21 protein-coding genes are annotated in these 16,591 nt (G+C 75.3%); 6 read left to right on the forward strand and 15 right to left on the reverse strand.

Going from position 1 to position 16,591, the window contains the following annotated elements; all coding sequences use genetic code 11:
* Nucleotides 1-39: 39 nt before the first annotated feature.
* Genes HDG68_RS16880 through HDG68_RS02630 form a run of 6 tightly spaced genes read right to left on the reverse strand, consistent with a single transcriptional unit; the run spans nucleotide 40 to nucleotide 4,170 of the window.
* Nucleotides 40-1,641 (reverse strand): helix-turn-helix domain-containing protein, encoded by a 1,602-nt coding sequence (locus tag HDG68_RS16880; RefSeq protein ID WP_172148921.1) that lies wholly within the window; start codon nucleotides 1,639-1,641, stop codon nucleotides 40-42.
* Between the two features lie 45 nt (nucleotides 1,642-1,686).
* Nucleotides 1,687-2,112, reverse strand: coding sequence for a D-aminoacyl-tRNA deacylase (dtd, locus tag HDG68_RS02610; protein ID WP_172148923.1), 426 nt, complete (start codon nucleotides 2,110-2,112; stop codon nucleotides 1,687-1,689).
* On the reverse strand, nucleotides 2,100-3,110 hold the full coding sequence (locus tag HDG68_RS02615) for an asparaginase (protein WP_172148925.1): 1,011 nt from the start codon (nucleotides 3,108-3,110) through the stop codon (nucleotides 2,100-2,102). The genes dtd and HDG68_RS02615 overlap by 13 nt, the downstream gene beginning before the upstream one ends.
* Entirely contained in the window at nucleotides 3,104-3,430 is a 327-nt protein-coding gene (locus tag HDG68_RS02620; protein ID WP_172148927.1) for a DUF2516 family protein, read from the reverse strand. The genes HDG68_RS02615 and HDG68_RS02620 overlap by 7 nt, the downstream gene beginning before the upstream one ends.
* Before the next feature lie 10 nt (nucleotides 3,431-3,440).
* Nucleotides 3,441-3,863, reverse strand: a complete 423-nt coding sequence (locus tag HDG68_RS02625) for a type II toxin-antitoxin system VapC family toxin (protein ID WP_172148929.1) — start codon at nucleotides 3,861-3,863, stop codon at nucleotides 3,441-3,443.
* 16 nt (nucleotides 3,864-3,879) lie between these two features.
* The gene (locus HDG68_RS02630) at nucleotides 3,880-4,170 is read right to left on the reverse strand and encodes a type II toxin-antitoxin system Phd/YefM family antitoxin (RefSeq protein ID WP_172148931.1); all 291 of its coding nucleotides are present in this window, start codon (nucleotides 4,168-4,170) and stop codon (nucleotides 3,880-3,882) included.
* A 141-nt stretch (nucleotides 4,171-4,311) separates the two neighbouring features.
* On the opposite strand from HDG68_RS02630, the gene HDG68_RS02635 reads away from it, so the two are divergent.
* A complete protein-coding gene (locus tag HDG68_RS02635) occupies nucleotides 4,312-6,321 on the forward strand; it encodes an MDR family MFS transporter (protein WP_343037394.1) in 2,010 nt (669 codons plus the stop codon).
* Between the two features lie 148 nt (nucleotides 6,322-6,469).
* Here HDG68_RS02635 and HDG68_RS02640 read toward each other — a convergent pair whose 3' ends face one another.
* Genes HDG68_RS02640 through HDG68_RS02650 form a run of 3 tightly spaced genes read right to left on the reverse strand, consistent with a single transcriptional unit; the run spans nucleotide 6,470 to nucleotide 9,343 of the window.
* The gene (locus HDG68_RS02640) at nucleotides 6,470-7,603 is read right to left on the reverse strand and encodes an FUSC family protein (protein ID WP_172148933.1); all 1,134 of its coding nucleotides are present in this window, start codon (nucleotides 7,601-7,603) and stop codon (nucleotides 6,470-6,472) included.
* Nucleotides 7,604-7,610: 7 nt separating this feature from the next.
* Nucleotides 7,611-8,789, reverse strand: coding sequence for a CAF17-like 4Fe-4S cluster assembly/insertion protein YgfZ (gene ygfZ, locus HDG68_RS02645; protein WP_172148935.1), 1,179 nt, complete (start codon nucleotides 8,787-8,789; stop codon nucleotides 7,611-7,613).
* Nucleotides 8,786-9,343, reverse strand: a complete 558-nt coding sequence (locus tag HDG68_RS02650; protein ID WP_172148937.1) for a heme-binding beta-barrel domain-containing protein — start codon at nucleotides 9,341-9,343, stop codon at nucleotides 8,786-8,788. Before HDG68_RS02650 ends, ygfZ begins: the two co-directional genes overlap by 4 nt.
* 154 nt (nucleotides 9,344-9,497) lie before the next feature.
* Between HDG68_RS02650 and HDG68_RS02655 the strand changes: the two genes are divergently transcribed.
* On the forward strand, nucleotides 9,498-9,875 hold the full coding sequence (locus HDG68_RS02655) for a DsrE family protein (protein WP_172148939.1): 378 nt from the start codon (nucleotides 9,498-9,500) through the stop codon (nucleotides 9,873-9,875).
* A gap of 7 nt (nucleotides 9,876-9,882) precedes the next feature.
* On the opposite strand, the gene HDG68_RS16885 is transcribed toward HDG68_RS02655, so the two are convergent.
* Together HDG68_RS16885 and HDG68_RS16890 are read right to left on the reverse strand one after the other, a co-directional pair.
* Complete coding sequence (locus tag HDG68_RS16885) at nucleotides 9,883-10,341, reverse strand: DUF4395 family protein (protein WP_172149163.1); 459 nt, start codon at nucleotides 10,339-10,341, stop codon at nucleotides 9,883-9,885.
* On the reverse strand, nucleotides 10,335-10,802 hold the full coding sequence (locus tag HDG68_RS16890; RefSeq protein ID WP_172148941.1) for a thioredoxin family protein: 468 nt from the start codon (nucleotides 10,800-10,802) through the stop codon (nucleotides 10,335-10,337). Before HDG68_RS16890 ends, HDG68_RS16885 begins: the two co-directional genes overlap by 7 nt.
* Before the next feature lie 134 nt (nucleotides 10,803-10,936).
* Here HDG68_RS16890 and HDG68_RS02670 point away from each other — a divergent pair, with 134 nt between their 5' ends.
* On the forward strand, nucleotides 10,937-11,596 hold the full coding sequence (locus HDG68_RS02670) for a YceI family protein (protein WP_172148942.1): 660 nt from the start codon (nucleotides 10,937-10,939) through the stop codon (nucleotides 11,594-11,596).
* 31 nt (nucleotides 11,597-11,627) lie between these two features.
* On the opposite strand, the gene HDG68_RS02675 is transcribed toward HDG68_RS02670, so the two are convergent.
* On the reverse strand, nucleotides 11,628-12,362 hold the full coding sequence (locus tag HDG68_RS02675; RefSeq protein ID WP_172148943.1) for a hypothetical protein: 735 nt from the start codon (nucleotides 12,360-12,362) through the stop codon (nucleotides 11,628-11,630).
* An 87-nt stretch (nucleotides 12,363-12,449) separates the two neighbouring features.
* Here HDG68_RS02675 and HDG68_RS02680 point away from each other — a divergent pair, with 87 nt between their 5' ends.
* Nucleotides 12,450-13,196: a winged helix-turn-helix domain-containing protein gene (locus tag HDG68_RS02680; protein WP_172148944.1), complete on the forward strand. Its 747-nt coding sequence runs from the start codon at nucleotides 12,450-12,452 to the stop codon at nucleotides 13,194-13,196.
* Nucleotides 13,197-13,223: 27 nt separating this feature from the next.
* Nucleotides 13,224-14,153, forward strand: a complete 930-nt coding sequence (locus HDG68_RS02685; RefSeq protein WP_172149165.1) for an alpha/beta fold hydrolase — start codon at nucleotides 13,224-13,226, stop codon at nucleotides 14,151-14,153.
* Here HDG68_RS02685 and nth read toward each other — a convergent pair.
* Nucleotides 14,131-14,859, reverse strand: a complete 729-nt coding sequence (nth, locus tag HDG68_RS02690) for an endonuclease III (RefSeq protein ID WP_172148945.1) — start codon at nucleotides 14,857-14,859, stop codon at nucleotides 14,131-14,133. The two genes, HDG68_RS02685 and nth, sit on opposite strands and share 23 nt — an antisense overlap.
* Before the next feature lie 219 nt (nucleotides 14,860-15,078).
* Here nth and HDG68_RS02695 point away from each other — a divergent pair, with 219 nt between their 5' ends.
* Nucleotides 15,079-15,756: a Crp/Fnr family transcriptional regulator gene (locus tag HDG68_RS02695; protein ID WP_343037395.1), complete on the forward strand. Its 678-nt coding sequence runs from the start codon at nucleotides 15,079-15,081 to the stop codon at nucleotides 15,754-15,756.
* Nucleotides 15,757-15,947: 191 nt separating this feature from the next.
* On the opposite strand, the gene HDG68_RS02700 is transcribed toward HDG68_RS02695, so the two are convergent.
* Nucleotides 15,948-16,415 carry an Atu1372/SO_1960 family protein gene (locus HDG68_RS02700; RefSeq protein WP_172148946.1) on the reverse strand — a complete coding sequence of 156 codons (468 nt, stop codon included), beginning with the start codon at nucleotides 16,413-16,415 and terminating at the stop codon, nucleotides 15,948-15,950.
* Between the two features lie 7 nt (nucleotides 16,416-16,422).
* On the reverse strand, nucleotides 16,423-16,584 hold the full coding sequence (gene sp36, locus HDG68_RS02705; RefSeq protein WP_172148947.1) for a Sp36 family protein: 162 nt from the start codon (nucleotides 16,582-16,584) through the stop codon (nucleotides 16,423-16,425).
* Nucleotides 16,585-16,591: the final 7 nt, after the last annotated feature.

A 16,591-nucleotide genomic window follows, 5' to 3' on the forward strand; every position in this document is an offset into this window, starting at 1 on the left:
TGAGCCCGATCACACCGTACGGGTTTCCCCGTACGTCGATCAGTGCGAGGGCGAGCGCAGGGCGCGCACCACCAGCTCGGCGCGCGACCGCACGCCGAGCTTGCGGTAGACCCGGCCCAGGTGGACCTCGACGGTGCGGACCGAGACGCACAGCTCCTCGGCCACCTCCCGGTTGGTGCGCCCGTCGGCGACGAGCGTCGCCACCTCGACCTCGCGGGCCGTGAGGTCACCGGACCACGTCGGCGCGCCCCCGCCCGCGGCACGTCGACCCGTCTGGCGTGCGGCGTCCGCGGCCAGCGCGGGTGCCCCCGCCTCACCGGGCACGGAGGCCGACGCCATCGTGATCCGGACCAGGGCGGCCACCGCGGCGGCGACCTCCGGGGCCGTGGACGCCACCCGTTGCAGCGCGAGCGTGGACACCGACGGCCCGGCCCGACGCTCGTGGTCGAGCTGCAGCGCCACCGCCGCACCCAGCCCGCGCGCGACCGTCGGCACCGGCAGCCGCACCACGGCGTCCTGCAGCACGCCGGTCGCCCCGGTGGTCTCGCCGGCGCAGGCCAGGAGCAGCGCCTGGGCGACGCGCAGGTGCGCCTCGGCGAGCGGCGACAGGGCACCCGGCACACCCGTCCACGGCCCCGGTCGCTCCAGGCTGGGGCGGGCCGCCGCCACGGCGCGCCCGAGCAGCGCGTCGGCGGCACCCAGGTCGACCTCGACGCCGACCAGTGCGTCCGCCACGGCGCGCAGCGCCGCACGGTCCTGCGGTGACACGGCGACGGTGAGTGCCGGCTCGACGAGGCGCGCGAGCACGGCGCCGGGCCCCGACCCGCCCGCGACGGGACCGCCGTCGAGCGCCTCCACGGCCGCCGCGACGGCCTCGGCGCCCCGCTCGACGGCCACCACGCCGCACCCGCGCGCCCGGCGCGCCCATCCCCGGGCCTCCGCCGGGTAACCGCACCACAGCGCGGCACGCCCGGCGGCGAGGAAGGCGCGGGCGCGCCGCTCCCCGGACCCGTGGGAGGTGGCCTCCCGGGCGACGCCGAGGGCCGCCTCGACGTCGCCGCGGCCGAGCAGCACCTCGGCGAGCTCGAGCAGGCCGTCGGCCAGCAGCTCGTCCCCGGTCAGGACCCGGCGGGCCGTGTGCCACAGGGCGACGCCGGGCTCGCCGACCGCGCGGGCGGCGGCGGCGAGCGCGGCGTGGGCCGCGGTGCGCTCGTCCAGGTCGCTCGCGGCGTGCACGACGGCGCGCACCCGCGCGTCGCGCAGCCGGAACCGCCCCTCGTGCACGTGCAGGGCGGCGGCGACGGCGGGCTCGCGCAGCAGAGCGACGTCTCCGTCGGCGGCCGGCAGGAGCACGTCGGCGCGGGCCGTGACCGCGAGCACCGCGCACCGCAGCAGCCGGCGCGCCTCGGGGCAGGCGGGCACCGCGACGGCGTCGCGCAGGGCAGGGACCGCGGGCAGCGGGTCGGGCAGCGGGGCGCGCCCCGCGAGACGTTCGGGGCCGAGCAGCGGCGCCAGCTGCAGGAGGGCTGCCGGGTCGCCGGAGACCTGCCGGGCGAGCCGCCGCGCGACGTGCGGGGCCACGGGCAGGCCGGTCGTCTCGACCAGCAGGGGGAGCGGGTCGGCGGACCGGTCCGAGGTCATCGTCAACCTCCTGGGACGACCGGGCAGGTCGACGGGCCGGGTTTGTCAGGTCTCCAACATAATAGTCACGGGACCGTCGTTGACCAGGTGAACGGCCATGTCGGCGCCGAACACGCCGGTCGAGACGTCCAGCCCGCGCCCCCGCAGGTCGGCGACCACCGCGTCGACCAGCGGCTCGGCCACCGGGCCCGGTGCCGCCGCCTGCCAGGTGGGACGGCGCCCCTTGCGGGCGTCGCCGTACAGCGTGAACTGGCTGACCACCAGCACCGCCGCGCCCTCGTCGCTCACCGACCGCTCCCCGCGCAGGATCCGCAGGTCGGCGATCTTGCGTGCGATCGTGGCGGCGTCGTCCGGCCCGTCGTCGTGCGTCACCCCGACGAGCGCGACGACGCCGGGCCCCTCGAAGCCGCCGACCACCTCGCCGTCGACCGCGACGCCCGCGCCGAGCGCCCGCTGGATCACGGCGCGCATGCTGCCTCCCGCGGCACGAACGCGGCCCGGACCACGCCGACCGGCCGGCCCCCGCCCTCGACCGGCGTCGCAGCCATCGCCTCCAGCGCGGCGCCGTCCACGCCCGGCACGTCCAGCGCCCCGGCGATCCGCAGCGCCGCGCCGAGCACGGCGGGCCGCGGCCGGGACGCGCCGTCGAGCACCTTGAACGCGAGCGCGGCACCACCGGGCAGCCCGGCGGCGTAGACGCCGTCCGCCCCGTCCTTCGCCACCAGGCCGGGGACCGCCCGCATGGCCAGGGTCGCGTCCCGGCGCCGACCGCCCACCAGGTCCGGGTGGGCCGACATCGCGCCCGCCACGCGGGCCTCCGGCGTGCCGTCCGGCGCACCGGCCGTCCGCGCGAACGCCCGGGCCAGGCCGCGCAGCGTCGTCGAGAACAGCGGGGCGCCGCAGCCGTCCACGGTGACGTGCCCGGCCGCACCCGGTCCGGCGAGCTCGACCACCGCGGCCCGCACCGCCTCCTGCAGCGGATGCGTCGGCTCCAGGTACCCGGCCGTGGGCCAGCCGGCCGCCACGCAGGTGGCGAGCATGGCCGCGTGCTTGCCCGAACAGTTCTGGGTCAGACGGTCCGGGCCGCGCCCCGCGGCGCGGACGGCCGCGGCGGCCTGCGGGTCCAGCGGCAGGTCCGGCGTGTTCGCCAGGTCGGCCGGCCCGAGCCCGGCACCCGCCAGGATCTCCCGGGCGAGGGCCACGTGCTCGGGCGTGCCGTCGTGGCTGGCGGCCGCGAGCGCCACGTGCCGCGCGGGCACGTCGAGACCCGCGCGCAGCATCGCGACGGCCTGGGCCGGCTTGAGGGACGACCGCGGCCAGATCTCGACGTCCGGGTCCCCCGCGGCGAGGAGGACGTCACCGGCGGGGTCGAGCACGACGAGGTGACCCAGGTGCACCGACTCCACCAGGTCCCCGCGGACCACCTCCGCGAGCGGGACGGCCCCCGCGACGACCGGCGCGCTCACCATCCGCTCGGGCCCCGGGACCGTCCGCGCCCGGTGCCGTAGGACAGCAGCCGGGGGCGCACGTCGACCAGGTACACGATGGCGGCGACGACGGCGATGAGGTTCAGGAAGCTGTACGACGTCAGCATCATCGGCGGCAGCCCGAGGAACCCGAGCGCCGTGGCGACGCCGAGGATCACCAGCCAGATCGGCTTGGACAGCTTGCCCTCGGCGGTGAACCCGGCGGCGGGGCGTCGCAGCGCGTCGACCAGGGCGTAGGCCTGGACGGCGAACACGATCACCGCCAGGACGATGAAGACGATCTCCTGAAGAGTCCCGAACACGAAACCCAGGTTACGGCAGCACGCGCAGCCCGTGGGACCGGCCGGCGGCGGCGACCCGCTCGTCCCAGGCGGCGAGGATCGTGTCCTCCTGCGCGACGGCGAGCGCACCGGCCAGGTGCACCGCGTCGGCGCCGCGCAGCGGGTGCGTCCCGGCGGCGAGGCCGGCCGCCTGCTGGGCGAGCGACTCGGTCACCTCGACGCGGTGCAGGGCGGGCCAGAACCGCGACCATCGCTCGACGGCGCGGCGGTGCCCGGCGGGGTCGAGCACGCCGGCCCGCTCCCCCGCGGCCAGGGTGGCTCGCAGCTCGACGTCGGACAGGCACGACGTGACGACGACGTCGGCCCGGTTCCACAGCGCGCCGGCCAGGTCCGTGCCCGCCTCGGGGACGCAGAGCTTGACCAGGGCGCTGGCGTCGAAGTAGACGAGAGCCATCGTGAGGTCCCGGCGCTCAGCGGCGGATGCGGCGGACGAGGTTCGACAGGCCCGACCCCGTGCGCGCCGCGCCGTTGCCCGCCCCGGCGACCTCCGCCGTCGTCGGCGCCACGTGCTCCGGGCGGGACACCTGCGCCGGCGTGATCAGGCCCTGGCGGACCAGGTCCGTGAGCAGGTCGGCGCTCTGCACCCCGGTCAGCCGCGCCACGGGTACGCCCCGGTCGGTGATGACGACCTCCTCGCCCGCGCGGGCCCGCTCGATCCACGACTTCAGCTCGGCGCGCAGCGTACTGACGGGGACGTCCATGAGCGACGACGCTACCGCACCCGACCCCCCGGAGGTAGACCCGCGGCGACCTGACCGGCACGATCACCCGCGCCCTGGACGCGCAGACCGCTCCCGACCGTGGCAGGCTGCCACCGAGGCCGGCGACCAGGGAGGACGCGCGTGACACCGCAGACCACCGACCCGCAGGCCCTGCCGCAGCGCAAGATCTGGGCGATCTTCGCCGGGCTCATGCTCGGGATGCTGCTCGCGGCCCTCGACCAGACCATCGTCGCCACCGCGCTGCCGACCATCGTCAGCGACCTCGGCGGGGCCGAGCACCTGTCCTGGGTCGTCACCGCCTACATGCTCGCCACGACCGCCACGACCGTGCTGTGGGGCAAGCTCGGCGACCTGCTCGGACGCAAGCTCCTGTTCATCGTGTGCATCCTGATCTTCCTCGTCGGATCGATGCTGTGCGGCACGTCGGGCACCATGGGCGAGCTCATCGCCTGGCGGGCCTTCCAGGGCATCGGCGGCGGCGGGCTGATGGTGCTCAGCCAGGCGATCGTCGGCGACGTCGTGTCCCCGCGCGAGCGCGGCAGGTACCAGGGCATCTTCGGCGCGGTCTTCGGCGTGTCCTCCGTGGCGGGCCCGCTGCTGGGCGGCTGGTTCGTGGACAACCTGTCCTGGCAGTGGGTGTTCTACATCAACGTGCCGATCGGCGTCGTCGCGCTGGTCGTCATGGCGACGGTGCTGCCCTCGGTCCGGCCCGGGACCTCGCCGCGCATCGACTACGCGGGGATCGTGCTGCTGGCGGTCATCTCCACTGCGATCGTCCTGGTGACCAGCCTGGGCGGCACCACGTGGGGCTGGGACTCGGTGCAGGTGTACGGCTTGGTCACGCTCGCCGTCGTCGCCGTCGTGGCCTTTCTGCTCGTGGAGCGGCGGGTGCCCGAGCCGGTGCTGCCGCTGCACCTGTTCCGCAACAAGGTGTTCTCCGTCGCGGCGGTCGTCGGGTTCGTCGTCGGGTTCGCGATGTTCGGCGCCATCACCTACCTGCCCCTGTACCTGCAGACCGTCAAGGGCTCCTCGCCGACGACGTCCGGCCTCGAGATGACGCCGATGATGCTCGGGATGCTGATCACGTCGATCGGGTCGGGACAGCTCATCACCCGCACGGGCCGGTACAAGGTCTTCCCCGTGATCGGGACGCTGGTGACGTCCGGCGGGCTCTTCCTGCTGTCCCTGATGGACCGCGACACCTCGACCCTGCAGGCCGGCCTGAGCATGTTCGTGCTCGGCACGGGCCTCGGCATGGTCACGCAGGTGCTGGTCATCGCCGTGCAGAACGCCGTCGCCTACCGCGACCTGGGCACCGCGACGTCGGGCGCCACCTACTTCCGCACCATCGGGTCGGCGGTCGGCGTGGCCGCGTTCGGCACGATCTTCGCCAACCGGCTCGCCGCCAACCTCACGGCGTCCCCGCCGGCGGACGCGACGGGCCCGTGCGCGCCCGACGCCCTCGAGGCGTCCGTGGAGGGCCTGGCGCAGTGCTCGCCCGAGGTCCAGGGCTGGTTCCTCGACGGCTACGCCGACACGCTGCAGACGGTGTTCCTGTGGGCGGTGCCGGTCGCGCTGATCGCGTTCGCCCTGTCCTGGCTGCTGCCGCAGGTCGAGCTGCGCACGGCGACGCGGGACGCCGAGCCCGTCGCCGCCGCCGGTCAGGCCGCGGGCGAGACGTTCGCCCTGCCGTCGAGCCGCACCTCGCTCGAGGAGCTGCGGCTGATCCTCTGGCGGCGTATCGGCGCCCTGGACCCCCTGCTCGTGTACGAGTCCACCGCGGCCGACGCCGACCTCGCGCCCGAGGAGGCGTGGATGGTCACGCGGGTCTCGCTCAAGCGGCACCGGGAGATCGCGGTCATGGCGGAGCGCAGCGGGGCGACGCCGGAGACCGTGCGCCACGTCGCGGAAGGTCTGGCGGCGCGCGGGCTGGTGCGGCTCGAGGGCGAGACCGTCGTCGCGACGGACCAGACCGACGTCGCCGCGGAGATCCTGCGCGAGAGCGAGCGCCGTCGCCTGCAGTCGATCGTGCGCGAGTGGCCCGGTGCCGAGCCGCAGGTCGACGACATCGCCGCCGAGATCGACCGGCTGCTGCACAACACCGCGCACGACACCCCCGCCGCCCCCTGAGCGCCCCGCGCGGCGCGCCCCGCCCCCACCCGCTGCCCGAATTGCCGACGTCGGCAGTTCGGCTCGACGTCGGCAGTACGCACTGCCGATCAGGTGCGGATCTGCCGATGTCGGCAGTTCGGGCGGGCGCCGGGAAGAAGGGTCGGGGTCAGAGCTCGGGGAGCGACTCGCGGGCGGCACGCGGCTCCGCGCCGGCCGCCTCGAGGGTGTCCACCAGCGGGGCCCGCATCAGCACGGCGAGCGACGCGACCCGCAGGTCCCCGCCGCCGAGCACGTGCGGGTCGGCAGCGGCGGCGACCTCCCCCAGCAGGGACCGCGCCTCGTCGAACGACCCGCCCCCGCCGACGGCGGACGCCAGCAGCCGCACCCCGCCGGCGAACCGTGCCACCTCATCGGTGAGCGCGGCGACGTCCGGCCAGGTGCCGTCCGGTCCGACGACGGTCGGGGCGCGCCGGGCCAGGAGCCGCACGCTGCGCATGGCCCGGTCCACGAGCACGGCCTGCTCGACGAGGGCGTGGATGTCCTTGCGCTGCCCGCGGTTGACCCCGACGCGGGCGATCTCCTCGGCCTTGCGCGCCGTGTCCCGCCAGTCGGCGAGCACGGTCTCCGAGGCCCGGCCGCGCACCAGTGCCGACCCGAGCTCGTCGACGTCCCCGGCCCGCAGCCCGCGGGCGATCGACTCGAGCGTCTCGGCGAGCTCCGTCGTGGCCTCGAGCGCCAGGGAGCGCAGCCGGCGCAGCGGGTCGCTGGGCAGCAGCAGCGTGACGGCGAGCGCCACGAGCCCGCCGATCGCGGCGTCGGTCCACCGGCCGAACGCGCCGTCGTGCGCGACGGCGGCCGGCAGCCCGACCACCACGATCGCCTGGACGCCGGCCTGGGTGACCAGCAGCGGCCCGCGGTCGATGAACCGGGCGAGCAGCGCGGACAGCAGCAGGACGACGGTGAGCTGCCACCACCCGGTGCCGATGAGCTCGACGATCAGCTCACCGATGCCCACCCCGACGGCGACGCCGATCGCGACTTCCGCGACCCGCCGCAGCTCGCGGTCGAACGAGAACCCCAGGCACACCCAGGCGGCGACCGCGGCGAAGAACGGCTGGGTGTGCCCGAGCAGCACCTGGGCGAGCAGGTAGGCGGCGCCGGCCGCGAGAGAGGCCTGGACGATGGGCCAGAACCCGGTACGGAGGCGGGAGAGCCCCTGCCGCCTCCGGATACGCCGCAGGAGCGTGCCGACCGCCGCCCCGGCGGCGGCCCCGGCCTCACGGGGGTCCGGCGTCCTCACCGGTCGATCACAGCAGGCTCTGCGCCCCGTCGCCACCGCGTGGGGTCAGGCCCCGCATCGTCTCGCCCCGTCCGGCGGGCCGGTCGGCGGAGACGCCGTCGCCGGGCACCACGACCTCCTGGGCGGCGGCGACGGCGATCTGCTGCGCCGCCGTGTCGCCCGGGCCGGCGCCGATCTGGCCGACGACGGCGAGCTCGGCGTCCGTGGGCACGTTCCGCTTGACGACGGCGAGCGCGATCGGTCCGAGCTCGTGGTGCCGGGCCACCGTGGTGACGGTGCCGACCACCTTGCCGTCCGGGCCGTCGCGACGGACCTCCGCGCCGGCGTCGGGCACCACGTGCTGGGAGCCGTCGAGGTGCAGCATCACGAGGCGTCGCGGGGGCCGGCCGAGGTTGTGCACCCGGGCGATGGTCTCCTGGCCGCGGTAGCAGCCCTTGTGCAGGTGCACGGCGGTGCGCAGCCAGTCGAGCTCGTGCGGGACGGTGCGGTCGTCGACCTCGCGGGCCAGGCGGGGACGCCATGCCTCGACGCGCAGCGCCTCGGAGGCCCACGTCCCGGCGAGCCGCCAGCCGGCGGCCTCCCGCTCGGCGACGGCGTCGGCCAGCGTCTCCCGCGGCACGAGGACGAGGCGCCAGGGGCGGTCGGCGCCCGGGTGCTCCTCGGCGGGCGGGCCGTAGCGGGTGCCGCCGCCGACGACGTGCGGCCAGGCGTCGCGCCACGTGACCGGTTCGGTCTCGGTGCCCTCGGCGTCGACGGGTTCACCGAGCGCCGCGTACTGCGCGGTGACGTCCTCGATCTCGACGCGCATCATGAACTTCATGCGCTCGAGCCAGGCGACCAGCGGCTCCACGTGGTCGGGCTCGGTGACGAACCAGGTCGAGGTCCCGTCGTCGACCGTGGCGAGGGCGTGCTCGAGCCGGCCCTGCGGCGACAGGACGAACAGCTCGGTCGAGGCGCGCGGAGCCAGGTGCTCGACGTCCTGGGAGGTGATGGAGTGCAGCCACGACAGACGGTCCGGGCCGGTCAGCCGGACCACGCCCAGGTGGGACTGGTCGACGACGGCACCGCCGCGGGCGAGCGCGCGCTGCTCGGCCACCGGGTCGCCGTAGTGCCAGGCGACGCCGCCGTCCGGTCCGGTGGCGGCGACGGCGCCGGTGCGGTCCAGGAGGGGGCTGCGGTACGTCATGAGTCGGCGTCGGCCCGGTCGAGCTCGCCGGAGGCGTAGGAGCCCAGGGGGTGCCCGAAGGCGGCGAGCTCCTCGACCCACAGCAGCCGTCCCTCGACGTTGCCGTACAGGCGCTTGGCGGCGGTGACCTCGGCGGCGGTGGAGGTGCGGGCCACGAAGTCGGTGGCCAGGTCCACGCGACCGTCGCCCACCATGCCGAGGAACAGGGAGACCCGGCCCGACGCGTCCGTGACGAGCACCTCGAGGGGGTGCTGGCTCTCGGCGAGGTCCTCGGGACGCTCCGGGGCGACGCGCCAGTAGCCGGTCTCGGTGGACCACACGGTGTCGAAGGCGGAGTCGTCGGCCTCGCCGTCGCCCGCGGCCACGGAGCGGACGCGCAGCGTCGACTCGAAGCGCAGGTAGGGCCCGCCGTCGTGGTCGAAGACGAGCTCCTGGCGGAACGGGGTCTCGTCGATGCCCTCGTACTTGATGACACCGGCGCCCGTCCACCGGCCGACCAGCCAGGCGAGCGGGTACACCTCGGGCGCGAGGCCCTCGGGGAAGACGAAGGGCATCAGCGCTGACCCTGGAACAGCTTGTAGACGACGTAGCCCGCGAACCAGGTGATGGTCACGACGGCGGCCACCAGGAGGCTGGTGAAGAAGATCTCGAGCGCGTGGATCGACATGCCTCGATGGTACCCATGGGCGCGCGGTTAGGGTCGGGCCTATGACCGAGACCACAGCTCCGCGTCCGCTCGTGATCAAGACCACGTCCGGGACCGATCGTCCGGAGGCGGCGAACCAGGCCCTGACGGTGGCCGCGGCGGCGGTGGCCGCGGGCGCGCAGGTCTCCCTGTGGCTGACCGGCGAGAGCGCCTGGTTCGGCGTGCCGGGCCGGGCCGCCGAGCTCGACCTGGAGCACGCCGCCCCGGCCGCGGACCTGCTCGAGGCGGTGCTCGCGGCCGGGACGGTCACGGTGTGCACGCAGTGCGCCGCGCGGCGCGGCATCGGCCCCGACGACGTGCTGCCGGGGGTCCGGATCGCGGGCGCCCCGGCGTTCGTCGAGGAGACGCTGCGGCCCGGGGTGCAGGCGTTGGTCTACTGACGCCAGCTCAGGCCGACGGGCGCAGGCGGCGTCCGAGCAGGTAGAGCTCGCAGCCCAGGCAGAGCCCGACGGCGGCGTTGAGCGCCGCGGCGACGAACGCGACGGCCGCGGCCCACGGCACGACGGCGAGCGCGCCCGCGAACCCGGCCACCACGCCGACCGCGGTGACGACGAGACCGACGAGCTGGGCGAACCGCGGCGGACGCGGGTCCTCGAGGTGGTCCGGCGCGTCGAGCCGGGGCCGCACCAGCACCCGGAACAGCCAGGCCTGCCAGGTCGCCTGCGGCCCGCGGACCGCTCCGGGCAGGAAGCTCACGGCGACCACGGTGAGCAGCACCAGCGCGGCCTGCGAGGCGCCCAGGAGCACGACGACGGCGAGCAGCACCGCCGTGACGCCGGCGGCGACGCGGGGCCCGCGCGGGTCGATGCCCGCCGGTGCCGTGGTGGTGCGGTTCTCGGTCACGATGTCCTCCCTGCGGTACGGGCGCCCTCGACGGCGGTGAGCGCCGTGCGGGCCTGGGCCGGGGTCATGGCGCCGGACGCGCGGGCCGCCTCGGCGCCGTCGGGGTCGAGCACGAGCACGGTCGGCGTGCGCAGCATACGGGTGGCGCGCACGAGGTCGGGCCGGTCGTCCACGTCGATCTCGACGTGCACGACGCCGGGGGTCGCGGCCGCGAGGTCGCCGAGCGTGCGTGCGGTGGAGCGGCAGGAGGAGCACACCTCGGCGGAGAGCTGCAGGAACGTCGCACGCTCCCCGAGGGTCGTCCCGGCCGACGCCAGGACGTCGGCCCAGTCCGCTCCGCCGTCGTGCCCCGCGTCCGCGACCTGCGGCGTGGTGCGTGCCCTGCCCTGGGTGGCGCGCCACCCGACGGCCAGGGCCACCGTCACCACCAGGAGGGCGACCAGCGCCGTCCACTGCATCGTCATACCTGTCCTCTCGTCGTCCGCGGGTGGGAACATATCGATTTGCATGGATGTTCCCGACCGGCGTGACCCGTCGCCCGCAGGCGCCGGCACGTCCCGACCGAACCGCCGCCACGACGGCGCCCCTGGAGGACTCGATGACCGACGCCCCCACCCGGACCTGGAACGACCTGGTGATCCCCGCCGCCGGGACCTACCAGCTCGACGAGGCCCACCAGCGCATCGGGTTCCTGGCCATGCACATGATGGTCAGCCCGGTCCGCGGCGAGTTCGCGACGGGGTCGGCCACCATCCACGTCGCCGAGGACCCGCTGGCCTCCAGCGTCTCCGCCAGCATCGGCGCGGACTCGATCACGACGCACCACGCCGACCGCGACACGCACCTCCGCAGCCCCGACTTCCTCGACGTGGAGAACCACCCCACGCTCGAGTTCCGGTCCACCGGCATCGAGTGGCAGCCGCGGCCCGACCCGATCTTCTCGTGGGCCGCGCTCAAGGGCCGCGCCCCGGACCGCACCTCCGGCCTCGGCCCGGCAGCCCTCGCGACCACCAGCCGGTTCGTGCTGCACGGGAACCTGACGATCCGCGGCATCACCCGGCCCGTCGCCCTCGACGCCGAGTTCGGCGGCGCCGGCACCGACCCCTACGGACGCCACATCTTCGGGTTCAGCGCCGAGGCCGAGATCGAGCGCGAGGACTTCGGCCTGCTGTGGAACGTCGCGCTGGAGGCCGGCGGCGTCCTCGTGGCCAAGAAGGTGCGCATCGAGCTCGCCGGCGAGGCGATCCGGGTCGAATGACCCCGCACCGACGACGGCGGGCGGCCGCTCGTCAGACCAGGACGCGCCCGACGACGAACACGAGGATCCCCGTGACGGTCACCGGCACGGCGACCGCGGCGAGCGCCGCGCGGCGCGACGCCAGGGACGGCTGCCGGTCGAACAGGAACCGCAGGGCCGCCGCGACCAGCCCGGCGACCAGCCCCACGACCAGCCCCTGGACCGGCTCGACCTCCGGCACCGCGGACGCCGCACCGGCGCCTGCCGCCCCACCCAGCACGACGGCGAGCAGCGAGCCCGTCCAGCCTCCCGCGACGGGCAGCGCCGACACCGCCGAGGCCACGGCGAGCCCGACCGCGCTGGTCACGACCAGGTCCGCACCGGCGTCGGACCGCCCGGCGGCGACCCACCCGGCCGCCGCGACCGCGGCCACGATCCCGGCCGTCGTCCCGCTGACGGACTCCACGAGCCGTGGCCGGCCGCCCCGCCGCAGCATCTGCGCCACGAACGCCAGGACCAGGGAGAACGCGATCACCACCGGAAGGTTGCGCAGCACCGGCTCCCCCTGCGTGAACCAGGCGACCCCGACGCCGCCGAGGCCGGCCAGCAGCACCACGACGGTGGTGGCGCCGTCGGCGGGCAGCCGCAGCAGCGGGGCCCAGCCCACGGCGACGAGGAGCACCAGCGCCGCGGCGGCCCCCGTGGTCCACAGCGGCCCCAGGTACGCCGCCCCGGCCACCACGGTGGCGAGCACGGCGGTCGTCACGGCACGGGAGGTCACGGTCACGCCGACGAGTCTCCCATGCCAAGACATGGTGAACCCGGGCGGCACGACACGGTACCTTTACCCTCACCGGCAACGGGAGGAGGGCGCGTGGCGGAACTGTTGATCCTGACCCCGGCCAACGGCGGCTCGGTCGAGGTGCTGCCCGCGCTCGGCCTGCTGAGCCACAAGGTCCGGGTGCTGCCCATGGAGCCGTCGGCCCTGGTGGACGCACCGGACTCGGACGTGGTCCTGCTCGACGCGCGCCGCGACCTGGTCGCCGCGCGCACGACGTGCCGGTTGCTGCATGCCACGGGCCTGACGGTGCCCCTGGTCCTGGTGCTCACCGAGGGCGGGCTGACGGTCGTCAACCACGAGTGGGGCGCCGACGACCTGCTGCTGGAGAACGCCTCCCCCGCCGAGGTCGAGGCGCGCCTGCGGCTCGTCGTCGAACGGTCGGCCCACGGCCCCGCCGAGGACTCCCCGCAGGAGATCTCGGCCGGCGAGCTCGCCATCGACGCCGGCGGCTACACGGCACGGCTGCGCGGCCGGCCGATCGACCTCACCTACAAGGAGTTCGAGCTGCTGAAGTACCTCGTGCAGCACCCGGGCCGGGTGTTCACCCGCGCCCAGCTCCTGCAGGAGGTCTGGGGCTACGACTACTACGGCGGCACCCGCACCGTCGACGTGCACGTGCGGCGGCTGCGCGCCAAGCTCGGCCCCGAGCACGAGCAGCTCATCGGCACCGTGCGCAACGTCGGCTACCGGTTCGACCCGCCCAAGGAGCCGCGCGTCGAGGACACCGACGGCGACACCGGCAGCGCCGACGCCGGGTCGCAGGTGTCCTCCGGCACGTGAGCCGGTAGGTTGCGGCGCGTGACCGCCATGTCCGACGCCACCGACTACACCTGCGCCCTCGCCGACGGGCCGTGGCAGCACGAGTACGTCCCCGCCAACGGTTCCCGCTTCCACGTCGCCACCGCGGGGCCCGTCCGGACCCACGGCGACACGCAGCCGCTCGTCCTGCTGCTGCACGGGTTCCCGCAGACCTGGTGGGCGTGGCGGCGCCAGCTCGCCACCCTGTCCGACGCCGGCCTGCGGGTCGCCGCGATGGACGTGCGCGGGGTCGGCGCCTCCGACAAGCCGCCGTCCGGCTACGACGTCCCCACCCGCACCCGCGACGTCGCCGGCGTCGTGCGCTCCCTCGGCCACGACCGCGCGATCGTGGTCGGCGCGGGCACCGGCGGGGTGCTGGCCTGGGCGATGGCGGCGATGCAGCCCGGCGTCACCGCCGGCGTCGCCGCGCTGTCGGCACCCCACCCGCTGCGGCTGCACGTCCCCGGCCGGCGTCTGCTCACCCCCGCCGCACGGCGCTACCTCGCGCTCACCCAGGTACCGGGCCTGCCCGAACGCCGGCTCGTCGACGGCGACGCCGTCGACGCCGTGCTGCGGACCGGGGCGGCACGGCCCCTGCCGGACGACGTCGTCGACCGGTACCACCAGGGGATGCGCATCCCGTTCGTGGCCCGCAGCAGCGTCGAGGCGCTGCGCTGGCTCACGCGGTCCTCCCTGCGACCCGACGGACGCCGCTACCTCGCCGCCCTGCGTCGCCGCGTCGACGTACCCGTGCTGCAGGTCCACGGCGGCCGTGACGGGTTCCTGCGCCGGGCCACGGCCGACGTCGACGGCGCGGCCCTGGCCCGCGACTTCCGGTTCGAGGTCGTCGAGGACGCCGGTCACTACCTCGCCGAGGAGGCCCCCGACGCCGTCGACGCGGTGCTGCTGGAGTGGCTCAGCCGCGTGGCCCGGGCCTGAGCAGCTTCGCCGCGGCGACCGGGTCGGTCTCGCCGAGCCCGTTCGACGGGCACCAGCGGGCCACGGGGCAGGCCCCGCACGCCGGACGCCGGGCGTGGCACACGCGACGCCCGTGCCACACCAGGTGGTGGCTGAGCATGACCCAGTCCTTGCGCTCGAACAGCTCGCCGACGGCGTGCTCCACCTTCACCGGGTCCTCCTGGTCGGTGAACCCCAGCCGGCGCGACAGGCGGCCGAAGTGCGTGTCGACCGTGATCCCCGGGACGCCGAACGCGTTGCCCAGCACCACGTTCGCCGTCTTGCGGCCCACGCCCGGCAGCTGCACCAGGTCGGCGAGGCGCGGCGGCACCTCCCCGTCGTGACGCTCCACCAGCGCCTGCGCCAGCCCGATCACCGACCGCGTCTTGGCGCGGTAGAAGCCCAGCGGGCGCAGGATCTCCTCCATCTCGGCCGGATCGGCACCGGCCAGCGCGGCCGCGTCGGGATACCGAGCGAACAGCGTCGGCGTCGTGGCGTTCACCCGCACGTCCGTGGTCTGCGCCGACAGGACGGTGGCGACCAGCAGCTCGAGGGGGTTGCCGAAGTCGAGCTCGGCGCGCGCGTCGGGATAGGTCTCGGCGAGCACCCGGTCGACACGGCGCGCGCGGCGCACCAGCGCGAGGCGGGACTCGCCGGTCGGGGTAGGCTGCACCGGCGACTCGGACATGCAGGCAGCGTACCGAGCGCCTCCGACGGCGGCTCCGGGCCCGCCGGGGGAACCTCCACGGGCCCCCGCTCGTTCACCGGGTCGTCACCCTGAGACGTCGCTTCCAGGCACGATGCCCGTGCGTGAGGCAGACTGAGACCTGGAACACATTCGACACCGCGGAGCCGCGCGTCGGGCGCTCGCCCGGACGCGGGCTCCAGAGAGAACGTGAGGATTGCTGTGGACGACACCGTCGTGCTCTCCGCCCCCCTCTTCGCGGACATGGACAGCGAAGAGTCCAAGGCGCTCTTCGAGTCCATGGTCCCCGTCGAGCTGACCCGCGGGGACGTGCTCTTCCGCGAGGGCGAGCCGGGCGACCGGCTGTACGTGATCGCGCAGGGCAAGATCAAGCTCGGCCGCCGCTCCAGCGACGGCCGCGAGAACCTGCTGTCGATCCTGGGGCCCGGCGAGATGTTCGGCGAGCTGTCCCTCTTCGACCCCGGCCCCCGCACCGCCACGGCCTCCTCCGTCTCGGACGCGCTGTGCTACGAGCTGCGCCACCAGGCGCTCGTGCAATGGGTCGCCGCGCACCCCAACGTCGCCACGACGCTCCTCGGCGCGCTGGCCCGCCGCCTGCGCCGCACCAACGAGACGCTGGCCGACCTGGTCTTCTCCGACGTGCCCGGCCGCGTCGCCAAGGCGCTGCTCGACCTGTCCCACCGGTTCGGCGAGCCCAACGACGAGGGCGTCCGCGTCGCGCACGACCTCACCCAGGAGGAGCTCGCGCAGCTCGTCGGGGCGTCGCGCGAGACCGTCAACAAGGCGCTGGCCGACTTCGCGACGCGCGGCTGGGTGCGGCGCGAGGGCCGCGCCGTCGTGCTGCTCGACCTGGACCGGTTGGAGCGGCGCGCGCGCTGATCGGCTTTCCTTCCGCGGGAATGACGAAACCCTCGGCACGGTCGCGTTCACGGGCCCCAGGGGGCCCTCCACTTCGGGATTGACGACCGTGCCGAGGGTTTCGTCATTCCCGCTCACGTCGTCCGGTACGTGTCGCACACGCCGGAAGGCTGCGTGACCCGCACCAGCCGGCGGGGCGGGGAGGCGGGGTGTCAGGCGGGCAGCTCGGCGACGAGTTCGACCTCGACCGGGGCGTCCAGCGGCAGGACCGCCACGCCGACGGCGGAGCGCGCGTGGGTGCCCGCGTCGCCGAAGATCTCGCCCAGCACGGTGCTGGCGCCGTTGAGGACGCCGGGCTGCCCGGTGAACGACGGGTCGCTCGCCACGAACCCGGTGACCTTGACGATGCGGACGCCGTCGAGCGAGCCCGCGACGGACCGCACCGCGGCCAGCGCGTTCAGGGCGCAGGTGCGGGCCAGCGCAGCCGCCTGCTCCGGGTCGACCAGGCCGTCGCCGGCGCCCACCTTCCCCGTCACGGCCAGGGCGCCGTCGACGAACGGGAGCTGGCCGGCGGTGTAGACGTGACGGCCCGAGCGCACCGCGGGCTGATAAGTGGCGACCGGTGCCGCGACGTCGGGCAGGGTGATGCCGAGCTCGGTCAGACGTGCCTCGATGCTCACGGGCGGATCACGCTCCGGAGGGCCGCTTGAGGTAGGCGACCAGGTTGGCGCTGTCGGGCCCCGGCACGACCTGGACGAGCTCCCAGCCGTCCGCACCCCACTGGTCGAGGACCGCCTTGGTGTTGTGGATCAGGAGGGGGATCGTCGCGTATTCCCACGTGGTAGCCATGCGGCGA

This window comes from Isoptericola chiayiensis, assembly GCF_013149805.1.
GTDB classification, from domain to species: domain Bacteria; phylum Actinomycetota; class Actinomycetes; order Actinomycetales; family Cellulomonadaceae; genus Isoptericola; species Isoptericola chiayiensis.

What these genes read in the sequence shown, in the direction of transcription:
- HDG68_RS16880 (WP_172148921.1), bottom strand. Translation starts at nt 1,641, where the DNA reads ATGACCTCGGACCGGTCCGCCGACCCGCTCCCCCTGCTGGTCGAGACG.
- dtd (WP_172148923.1), bottom strand. Translation starts at nt 2,112, where the DNA reads ATGCGCGCCGTGATCCAGCGGGCGCTCGGCGCGGGCGTCGCGGTCGAC.
- HDG68_RS02615 (WP_172148925.1), bottom strand. Translation starts at nt 3,110, where the DNA reads ATGGTGAGCGCGCCGGTCGTCGCGGGGGCCGTCCCGCTCGCGGAGGTG.
- HDG68_RS02625 (WP_172148929.1), bottom strand. Translation starts at nt 3,863, where the DNA reads ATGGCTCTCGTCTACTTCGACGCCAGCGCCCTGGTCAAGCTCTGCGTC.
- HDG68_RS02630 (WP_172148931.1), bottom strand. Translation starts at nt 4,170, where the DNA reads ATGGACGTCCCCGTCAGTACGCTGCGCGCCGAGCTGAAGTCGTGGATC.
- ygfZ (WP_172148935.1), bottom strand. Translation starts at nt 8,789, where the DNA reads ATGACGTACCGCAGCCCCCTCCTGGACCGCACCGGCGCCGTCGCCGCC.
- HDG68_RS02650 (WP_172148937.1), bottom strand. Translation starts at nt 9,343, where the DNA reads ATGCCCTTCGTCTTCCCCGAGGGCCTCGCGCCCGAGGTGTACCCGCTC.
- HDG68_RS02655 (WP_172148939.1), top strand. Translation starts at nt 9,498, where the DNA reads ATGACCGAGACCACAGCTCCGCGTCCGCTCGTGATCAAGACCACGTCC.
- HDG68_RS16890 (WP_172148941.1), bottom strand. Translation starts at nt 10,802, where the DNA reads ATGACGATGCAGTGGACGGCGCTGGTCGCCCTCCTGGTGGTGACGGTG.
- HDG68_RS02670 (WP_172148942.1), top strand. Translation starts at nt 10,937, where the DNA reads ATGACCGACGCCCCCACCCGGACCTGGAACGACCTGGTGATCCCCGCC.
- HDG68_RS02685 (WP_172149165.1), top strand. Translation starts at nt 13,224, where the DNA reads ATGTCCGACGCCACCGACTACACCTGCGCCCTCGCCGACGGGCCGTGG.
- nth (WP_172148945.1), bottom strand. Translation starts at nt 14,859, where the DNA reads ATGTCCGAGTCGCCGGTGCAGCCTACCCCGACCGGCGAGTCCCGCCTC.
- sp36 (WP_172148947.1), bottom strand. Translation starts at nt 16,584, where the DNA reads ATGGCTACCACGTGGGAATACGCGACGATCCCCCTCCTGATCCACAAC.